Raw genomic sequence first — 8,756 nt, forward strand, 5'->3', positions numbered from 1 at the left:
CATAAGGTATCTACACCAATTTATAACTGATCATTTTCTTGTCGCGCCGCCCGAATAGTTTGGGGAAATACGCCTACTAAAAGTGCCAAAGCTTCATCGGGAATTTGTGCCACCGTTTCCGAATCCAAATATTGTTCAAACTGAGTTAAAACCATTTGTGCGCGTTCTAAAGCTGTAGGCTTTGCCGTTAACTGTTCCATTAACCGCACCCACTGCCGCCGAATTCCAAAAGCTTTCTGTATTTCTTCGGGAGATTGAGGGCAAACCAAACAAAAATCGCCCACGGGAATTACCTGCTGAGAGTCAACATCAAAAGCGCCGCCAACCGCAGCCCCAGGTCCGGCAAACTCCGCGTGGAAACGTTTAATCAAAATTAGACCGTTCCGGCGACGGCTATCTACCATCAACAGCTTGCCGCTGTTGATTTCTGCGAGAATATCAGAGGAGTGGGGGTGTTCTGTCAAATCTGTGCCAAGGTTTCGATGTCGCAAGTCCGGGCCAGCAGAAAGGCCGGCGCGGACAATATAATTAGAGGTAAGATTAGAGCTGGATGAAGTATCGATTTTTTTCTCATCCCGCTGCCGATCGAGATTATTCATTTAAAGTTATAAATTAATACTGTCACAAGGTGGTAGTTTGAGCGCGATCGAATATCAAATGCAGGTAGAACAAGCAGTAGACACCCTCAAAGCGGATCTCCCGACGCTGTTTGAGAAAGACATCTCCTACGACATCTACACAAAAGATGTTTATTTTCAAGACCCTGTTAACAAATTTAAAGGAAAAATCAACTATCGCATTATCTTTTGGACTCTGCGATTTCACGGCCAGCTATTCTTTAACGAGATTTACTTCGACCTGCACGACGTAGGTCAAACAGCCCATGATACTATTGTGGCAAATTGGACTGTTCGCGGGACACTGCGGGTTCCCTGGAAAGCTCGGATTTTTTTTAACGGCTACTCTACTTATAAATTGGATAAAGACGGCTTAATTTACGAACATATCGACACTTGGGACAGAGAGCCCGGAGAGATTTTAAAGCAGTTTTTCCGCAAGGGGGAGGAGGCGACCCAAGTATAAGCCCACAAGGTCGATCGCGCCGAGCCATCAGGGCCGGCAACCCAATTAACTTATAATGGCTAAAATAATCATCATCCCTCCGATCCATTTTCTGCTATTTGTAAATTGCTAAAATGATTGTCGCCTCTGATTCAATTTCTGCTATTTGCACTCCTGAAAAACATCATGGCTGATATTGTCGAGACTGCCACCAATGCCGGCTCTTTCAAAACCCTCGTGACTGTTATTGAAGCGGCTGGTTTGTTAGATTTATTGCAAAGTCCGGGCCCCTACACCGTCTTAGCACCAACTGATGAGGCATTTGCCAAAATTCCTACGAACACTATTACGTCTTGGCTGGAAGACATACCCAAGCTCAAGAAAATTCTGACTTATCACATTCTGTTTGGCGAGGTACTAACTGAGAACTTGCTTGAGTTAAGCTCTGCTGAAACAGTGGAAGGTTCTGTGGTAGGAATTGATACTTCTGACGGACTTAAAGTGAATGATGCTAAAGTTCTCACTTCCAATATTCTTGCCGACAATGGCGTCATCCATATCATTGATGCGGTGCTAATACCAGCATTGGTTGCAGCATAATCAAACTTGCGGCCTCTCTAAATTTAGTAGGGTGCTTATGGGCGCACCTTACATTTTAAACTAGAGAACTTACGCAAGTGTCACACTTAGTAAGGTGGGTCAGATCCCAGCCATCGCTCATCCCTCCATAACTCGGTCTGACGCACCCTACAAGTCGATTGGATCGTGACACTTACGTAATTGCTGAACTAATTATCAGAACCTAAAATCAATCCCGATCGCGCCGGCAGCATCAATTCTAAAAGGCGAGTTTCCCCGTCACCTTTCCAAACAAACTCGCCTTTACCGAACAGCAATTTATCGTGAGGAGATTTCAAACTAGCTGGCTCAAAGCTAATATTAGCTTCTTCGGTCGCGACATTGACAGCAACAACTATTTCCTCATCCCCCAAAATTCTGGCAAAAACGTAAACCGTTCCCTCAGCAAACAGAACTTGGTACGAACCAGTGCGGAGGGCAGCGTATTTGTGCCGCAAAGCTATCAACTGCTTGTGATAATCTAAAACATCAAGTTCCCAGCGAGCTTGTAAGGGGAAACCGCGGCGAGAATCGGGATCGAGAGCACCGGGCAAACCAACTTCATCGCCGTAGTAAATGCTAGGAGCTCCGGGAAAAGTTAACAGCAGCAAAGTTGCGAGTTCGACACTAGCTTTATCGCCTCCTGCAATTGTTAACAACCTCGCAGTATCGTGACTGGCCAACAAATTAAGTTGAGTTAGCTGTATGGGCCACGGGTACATTTCCAAAACCTGCTGAATTTTGTCGCCGTACTCTTTAGCAAAAAGCGGCGGATAGGGATGGTAAGCACGGCCTTCAATTTGAGTTAAATCAACCCTGTCCCCCGCTGCAAAAGCAATAGTCGGTGCAGCAAAAAGATAATTCATCACCCCGTCAAATTGAGTACCGTCGAGCCATTCTGTCGCATCTTCCCAAACTTCGCCCACAATGTAAGCTTCGGGATTAACTGCTTTAACTCGTTCTCGAAATTCTTGCCAAAATCCCGGAGTTTTAATTTCAAAAGGAACGTCCAGCCGCCAGCCATCAACGCCGAATTTAATCCAATATTCGGCGATTTCCATGATGTATTCTCGCACTTCTGGATTGTCATGATTGAATACAGGAAGGGCTCGATTCCCATCCCAACCGGCATAATTAGCAGGAAAATTGCCGTCGTAGGCAGATAGCGGCCAGCCTTCAATTTTAAACCAATCTACCCAAGGAGAATGCGGGCCGTTTTCGAGGATGTCGTGGAAGAAGAAAAAGCCGCGGCTGGCGTGGTTGAATACGCCGTCGAGGACAACTTTGATATTGCGATCGTGGGCGGCGTCTAGAAGCTCTTTAAAAGCCGGATTGCCACCCAACATCGGATCGACTTGATAGTAGTCGTGGGTGTGGTAGCGGTGATTGCTGGCCGACTGAAATATGGGGGTGAAATAAATTGCGTTAATGCCTAAGTCTTCCAAGTAGTCTAGCTCTTCCATCACGCCCCACAAGTCGCCGCCTTTGTAGCCTTGCAGGGTGGGGATTGCGTGCCATTCTTCCCACATGAAGTTTTGCAGCATGCGTTTGCGGGGCTGTTTGCTTTTGGCGAAGCGATCGGGGAATATTTGGTAGAATACCGCGTGTTTAACCCAGTCCGGCGTTTGAATTTGCATACACTTTTTCTAGATTTTACGGCTTAGGCTACAGTAGCAGATGTTTGTTGCGGATCTAGCTTTTGGTAGAGAATAGATCTTTTATCCCATTTGATCGATCGACAAATTGTAAAATATTACACAAATTTGCAGTCAATCTAAGATGGAAAACAGACTCTACCTAGCAATTTATCGTCCCGATGGGCGACGCTTCCTGAGTGCTGTGGAGTCGCACATACTCTGAATAACAGGAACGCCAGCAAAAAGAACCGGATCGCAAGCAGAACCATGTGAGGAAGGGCTCACACAGAGTGTCAGCGCCCGTGGTGGTGCGATCGACCTGCCTTGAAAAAGAACAACAGCACCATGAGCCTCGATCGAGAAATTGTGAAAACGGGGAATTTACCCAAAAAACTTGTTATTAACAGCCAAAACCCCGAACCTTATTCTTTCCTTAAACTGCCTTTATTTATTGAAAGGTATTTTAACTAACAACTCAAAACTTTTTTAAATATCCATTATGGATTGATGGGTATTTTAACTCACAACTCAAAACTCCTAACTCCAATCCAGGACGTACTCCAACTCTGATCAACCGGGTTTTTTAACTCTTATTGAGAGTTTGAAGAAGTATTTGGATTAAACAACCTGGTTTTTGTGTAAACGACTCAACTCCTAACTCAAAACTCAAAACTTCCTTGCTCCCCCCCCTTGTCAAGAAGCCCTCACCATCCGACACTGTACTTGGAGAGTTAATCGACCCTAGGGAGAAAGTTCCTTGAAAAAAGTTTTAGCCATCATCCTCGGTGGCGGTGTAGGCACCCGCCTTTACCCCCTAACCAAACTGCGAGCCAAACCCGCAGTTCCCCTCGCAGGCAAATATCGCCTCATCGATATTCCTGTCAGCAACTGCATAAACTCGGAAATAGTCAAAATCTACGTCCTCACCCAATTCAACTCGGCATCCCTCAACCGTCACATCTCTCGCACCTACCAGTTTTCCGGCTTCACCGAGGGATTTGTCGAGGTGCTCGCCGCCCAGCAAACTCAGGAAAACCCCAACTGGTTTCAAGGGACAGCCGATGCAGTTCGCCAATATCTCTCGCTGCTAGAACAGTGGGACGTTGATGAATACTTGATTCTTTCGGGCGATCACCTCTATCGCATGGACTACCAGAAGTTTGTGCAGAGACACCGCGAAACCAACGCGGATATCACCCTCTCGGTTTTGCCTATGGACGAGAAGCGGGCGTCGGATTTTGGTTTGATGAAAATCGACGACACCGGCCGCATTGTTTCTTTCAGCGAAAAGCCAAAAGGCGATGCGCTCAAACAAATGCAGGTGGATACTACTACACTGGGATTGACAGCGCAGCAGGCTCAGGAAAGTCCTTACATTGCTTCGATGGGGATTTACGTCTTCAAAAGAGAAGTTCTGATTAAACTCCTGAAAGAATCTCCAAACCAAACTGATTTTGGTAAAGAGATAATTCCGAATTCTGCAAAAGACCACAACGTTCAAGCTTATTTGTTTGACGATTATTGGGAAGATATCGGAACCATTGAGGCTTTTTACGATGCTAACTTGGCTCTGACAAAACAGCCTCAGCCGCCTTTCAGTTTCTACGATGAAAAGGCGCCAATTTACACTCGCCCGCGTTTCTTGCCGCCGACTAAGCTTTTAAATACTCACGTGACTGAATCGATTATTGCTGAAGGCTGCATTCTCAAAGAGTGCCGGATCGACCATTCTGTGTTGGGAGTTCGATCGCGCATTGAAGCTGGATGTACGATTCAAGACACCCTGGTCTTGGGTGCTGACTTCTACGAACCCGACGCAGAACGGCATTCGAGTTTGGACAACGGCGGCGTCGCCCTTGGTATCGGTGCAGATACTACAATTCGCCGCGCGATTGTGGATAAAAATGCTCGCATCGGCCGCAATGTTCAAATAATTAATAAAGACCGAGTGGAAGAAGCCAACCGCGAAAACCAAGGTTTTTACATCCGCAGTGGCATTATCGTAGTTCTGAAAAATGCCACGATTCCTGATGGAACTATCATTTAGTTATTAGTCATTAGTCATTAGTCGTCAGTCATTAGTTTTTTAAGTTAAAATCTGTTACCTGCTTTTCAAGTGACTGATGATAAATAATGAAATTAGTGACAGATAACCAATGACCGATGACTGATGACTGATGACGAAATTCATTCTTTTTTTTGTTGATTATTAATTCCCACCGCTAATGCGAGTTTGTCGAAATACTTGGCTTTATTCAAAGGCTCGCGCATTATTAATAAGCGACAGTCTCTGTTACTGTCTGCCGCGATACAGATATGTCCGCTCGCCTGCGTCTGGCGAATAGCTTCTGATTCTTGTATTTGCGCTGGTAGCACGACTGACAAATGCGCTGCCCGTTTCTGAGTACCACAGCACTCTCGGAACTATCTTTCCAATCGTCGCAGCAGCCACAAGGCCAACTTAGCAAATAATTCATAATGTTAGCACCCTAGTAGCGTTAAAAGCTTATCGCTCTACTATCCTATCTTAATGTTTTATAAAAATGTGTGATTTAGCTAACAGACAGCGGAGAAATTATGTTATATTACTTTGACTTAAATGTATTCAGAGGTTGTAAAAATAAAATTCTCTAGCAGGGGTGTGCGGTGAATAAAAAATATCTAGAAATTTTGTGTAAAAACGGCGCAATTTAGGGTATTATATAGTCACAATTCATAAACCAGATTTGACAGAACTTGCTGATGGAAACCTGCTAAGATTTGGATTGGGTGATCAAGCTCATATCGAGAAGTTCGTAGGCGTAAGCCGGGGCGTAGCCATCGCACCGCGCCCCGGAAAAAAAGACCAAAAAAAGATTGATCGTCCACGCCAGTCAACCCTCCTAGGCTCGCACCCGCAACAGCAGCAGCTTTCCCCCCTCACCTCAACGGGGCTGCAGCCTCCCGAAAGTCGTAAGCCTCATAACTGCCCAAAAGTATTCGCCGCAGGAGTTTCACCGTCTTAAAGCTCACAGGTATAGCAACGCCCTAGAGGGTAAGGACGTTCTTAATTGATGAAAGCTATTGTTTGTATTGTCGAATGCCAAAAGCATTTCTAGAGGCTGGTGCTTCAGCTCCCTTGGGCACGAGAGAGCTGAATGCTATAAAATCTTAAACAGCAGCGGAGTGCGGAAATTGCGATCGAATGCCAAGCAACAACCGAACTCGATCGAGTCCAAACCTTTGATAACCTATAATTTGAATGAGATGCCGCAGGCACTTCGGCTCCTGGCATTATACTAATGCGCCATCCTGCGGGTAATTTGGGATTTATTCTTTCTAACAACTAACAACTAACAAATAACAACTAATAAAGAGGGGATTGCTTAATGGCTGCAACAGATTTTAAAGACTATTACGCTATTTTGGGACTCAACAAAACTGCCAGTTCTGACGAAATTAAAAAAACTTTCCGCAAACTAGCCCGCAAATATCACCCGGACATGAATCCCGGCAACAAAGAAGCAGAAGCTCGTTTTAAAGAAGTAAACGAAGCTTACGAAGTGCTCTCAGACCCTGAAAAACGAAAAAAATACGATCAATACGGTCAATACTGGAAGCAAGCTGCCACAACTCCAGGCGGATGGCCCGGCGGGGGCAGTACGAATGTAGACTTTGGCGGGGTTGACTTCAGCGAGTACGGCAGTTTTGACGAATTTATCAATGCCTTGCTAGGTCGCGCAGGTAGTAGTCCGGGTAATGCCCGCAACGCCAAATGGAATTACAGTAACTACCGCACCACCAGCGGCGGGCCCACAGGTTTTGGCGGATTTGAAGATTTCGCGGGGTACGAAAACCGCAGCGCAGTCAGCTCTCTCGACACCGAGGTGGTGGTTTCCCTGACTTTGGGGGAAGCATTTCGCGGAACTTCTAAGCGAGTCGCCACGGGCGAAGTTTCGATTCCAGCAGGAGTGAAAACCGGCAGTAAAATCCGGATAAAAGGCAAAGGTCAAGTTGACCCGTACACGAAGCAGCAGGGAGATTTGTACCTAAAATTAGAAGTTTTGCCTCACGCTTTCTTCCAGTTTGAGGGAGAGAATTTGGTCTGCGAGGTGCCGATAACTCCTGACGAAGCGGTGTTGGGAGCTTCAATTGAAGTGCCGGCGCCTGAAGGTATGATCACTGTGAAATTTCCAGCCGGGATTCGTTCGGGTCAGTCTTTGCGGTTGCGAGGCAAAGGATGGCCGAAACCGAAGAAAAACGAGCGGACTGATTTGTTGGTCAAAATTGCGATCGTGCCACCGAAAGAAATTAGCAGTGTAGAACGCGAATGCTATGAAAAACTCAAAGCAAATCGCACTTTTAATCCTCGCAGTAATCTCAATCAGATGGTGCTTTGAAAAAGCGTGCATTTCTCGGACGCAAATAAGATTCTTTCTTCACTATTTCATCGGGACACAGCATTCTTGTGTCCCTAGTTTATGCAAGCGCGATCTCATTTGAAAAAAACCCTGTTAAGAAGTCAACTTTTCTTCGCCCGTAATTTGCACTTTCCAACCTTCTCAAGACTCTTCGCTAGCTCTTAGCTGAGTAGGTTGGCTACCTTGTTTGAGGTTGATGGTAATTTTTTTAGCCCCTTTGTTCTCCAGGTCTCGGATGTAGCCGGTCGATCTGTCAGAAGCTTCCTCTCTGCTGTCATAGGGCCCAAAGTAATAGGTACGCTTTGGTGAATCTGTATCAACTTCTACCCACCATTCGTCGCGTCGAGTAGTGCTAGCAGGTTGAGCTAGTAGCCAAAAAGCCGTGAAAAACATACCCAACATAGAGATTTCAAACATATTTACCTCTGGGAATACTTAAGTAGTTTTTACTCTTCTCAATTTATCAACGCCAGGGGATCGATCGGATCGTCCTCAGTGCTGATTTGACGCAGGTAATTTTTGAGAGTTAGTGCTGTCTAAAATCAGCATTTCGGTGGAGAAGAGTTTTAGGCTGGGTGGCTGTAAGTCACTGCTAGACATACAACGTCCGCAAGGCAAGGACTAGAAAAAGAGCCTTTTTATCTTATTGTTGAGATTTGAGTTAATTCAAAACTCAAAATCATTAAATCGCTACACTTTCTGAGACTTCCTCTTCGCAAATGGTCAGATGCGAAGGCTGACACCGTTTAATGCGGATGCTAAGCCTTTTGGCTCCCTCGCTTTCCAAGTCTTCTATGTAGCCTGGAGTATTGCTGGAAGCTTCTTTGTCGGTGTCAAAGGGGCCAAAATAGTAGGTACAGTGGGGCAAATCGGTGACAATTTCTACCCACCATTTCTCAGACCGGCGGTGGCCCGGCCCGGCAAACACGGACAAGACTGCGACGTAGATACAAAATAAATAAAACCCACATTCCGCACCCCAACTGGCACATAGGCAGATTGAGGGGGTAAAAGTGAATCATCCGAGACCATCATGAGT

General features: G+C 45.8%; 9 protein-coding genes. 4 read left to right on the forward strand and 5 right to left on the reverse strand.

Features of this window, described 5'->3' with window-relative positions:
• Nucleotides 1-20: 20 nt before the first annotated feature.
• Nucleotides 21-599: a hypothetical protein gene (locus QUA03_RS21950; protein ID WP_333214929.1), complete on the reverse strand. Its 579-nt coding sequence runs from the start codon at nucleotides 597-599 to the stop codon at nucleotides 21-23.
• A gap of 58 nt (nucleotides 600-657) precedes the next feature.
• Here QUA03_RS21950 and QUA03_RS21955 point away from each other — a divergent pair, with 58 nt between their 5' ends.
• Together QUA03_RS21955 and QUA03_RS21960 are read left to right on the forward strand one after the other, a co-directional pair.
• Nucleotides 658-1,083 (forward strand): DUF2358 domain-containing protein, encoded by a 426-nt coding sequence (locus QUA03_RS21955; protein WP_333180032.1) that lies wholly within the window; start codon nucleotides 658-660, stop codon nucleotides 1,081-1,083.
• 165 nt (nucleotides 1,084-1,248) lie between these two features.
• Complete coding sequence (locus QUA03_RS21960; protein ID WP_333107900.1) at nucleotides 1,249-1,662, forward strand: fasciclin domain-containing protein; 414 nt, start codon at nucleotides 1,249-1,251, stop codon at nucleotides 1,660-1,662.
• A gap of 188 nt (nucleotides 1,663-1,850) precedes the next feature.
• Here the strand turns inward: QUA03_RS21960 and QUA03_RS21965 are convergent, their stop codons facing one another.
• Nucleotides 1,851-3,317, reverse strand: coding sequence for a glycoside hydrolase family 13 protein (locus tag QUA03_RS21965; protein ID WP_333214931.1), 1,467 nt, complete (start codon nucleotides 3,315-3,317; stop codon nucleotides 1,851-1,853).
• Nucleotides 3,318-4,074: 757 nt separating this feature from the next.
• On the opposite strand from QUA03_RS21965, the gene QUA03_RS21970 reads away from it, so the two are divergent.
• The gene (locus QUA03_RS21970; RefSeq protein ID WP_333084485.1) at nucleotides 4,075-5,364 is read left to right on the forward strand and encodes a glucose-1-phosphate adenylyltransferase; all 1,290 of its coding nucleotides are present in this window, start codon (nucleotides 4,075-4,077) and stop codon (nucleotides 5,362-5,364) included.
• 226 nt (nucleotides 5,365-5,590) lie between these two features.
• Here QUA03_RS21970 and QUA03_RS21975 read toward each other — a convergent pair whose 3' ends face one another.
• The gene (locus QUA03_RS21975; protein WP_333084483.1) at nucleotides 5,591-5,794 is read right to left on the reverse strand and encodes a hypothetical protein; all 204 of its coding nucleotides are present in this window, start codon (nucleotides 5,792-5,794) and stop codon (nucleotides 5,591-5,593) included.
• An 891-nt stretch (nucleotides 5,795-6,685) separates the two neighbouring features.
• Between QUA03_RS21975 and QUA03_RS21980 the strand changes: the two genes are divergently transcribed.
• Nucleotides 6,686-7,696, forward strand: a complete 1,011-nt coding sequence (locus QUA03_RS21980; RefSeq protein ID WP_333214933.1) for a J domain-containing protein — start codon at nucleotides 6,686-6,688, stop codon at nucleotides 7,694-7,696.
• Nucleotides 7,697-7,858: 162 nt separating this feature from the next.
• On the opposite strand, the gene QUA03_RS21985 is transcribed toward QUA03_RS21980, so the two are convergent.
• On the reverse strand, nucleotides 7,859-8,134 hold the full coding sequence (locus QUA03_RS21985) for a DUF1816 domain-containing protein (protein ID WP_333214935.1): 276 nt from the start codon (nucleotides 8,132-8,134) through the stop codon (nucleotides 7,859-7,861).
• Between the two features lie 265 nt (nucleotides 8,135-8,399).
• Nucleotides 8,400-8,645, reverse strand: a complete 246-nt coding sequence (locus QUA03_RS21990) for a DUF1816 domain-containing protein (RefSeq protein WP_333214937.1) — start codon at nucleotides 8,643-8,645, stop codon at nucleotides 8,400-8,402.
• Nucleotides 8,646-8,756: the final 111 nt, after the last annotated feature.

Origin of the sequence: Microcoleus sp. S36b_A4 (genome assembly GCF_036700645.1) — a bacterium.
GTDB lineage: Bacteria > Cyanobacteriota > Cyanobacteriia > Cyanobacteriales > Microcoleaceae > Microcoleus.

What these genes read in the sequence shown, in the direction of transcription:
- QUA03_RS21980 (WP_333214933.1), top strand. Translation starts at nt 6,686, where the DNA reads ATGGCTGCAACAGATTTTAAAGACTATTACGCTATTTTGGGACTCAAC.
- QUA03_RS21960 (WP_333107900.1), top strand. Translation starts at nt 1,249, where the DNA reads ATGGCTGATATTGTCGAGACTGCCACCAATGCCGGCTCTTTCAAAACC.
- QUA03_RS21950 (WP_333214929.1), bottom strand. Translation starts at nt 599, where the DNA reads ATGAATAATCTCGATCGGCAGCGGGATGAGAAAAAAATCGATACTTCA.
- QUA03_RS21955 (WP_333180032.1), top strand. Translation starts at nt 658, where the DNA reads ATGCAGGTAGAACAAGCAGTAGACACCCTCAAAGCGGATCTCCCGACG.
- QUA03_RS21975 (WP_333084483.1), bottom strand. Translation starts at nt 5,794, where the DNA reads ATGAATTATTTGCTAAGTTGGCCTTGTGGCTGCTGCGACGATTGGAAA.
- QUA03_RS21985 (WP_333214935.1), bottom strand. Translation starts at nt 8,134, where the DNA reads ATGTTTGAAATCTCTATGTTGGGTATGTTTTTCACGGCTTTTTGGCTA.
- QUA03_RS21965 (WP_333214931.1), bottom strand. Translation starts at nt 3,317, where the DNA reads ATGCAAATTCAAACGCCGGACTGGGTTAAACACGCGGTATTCTACCAA.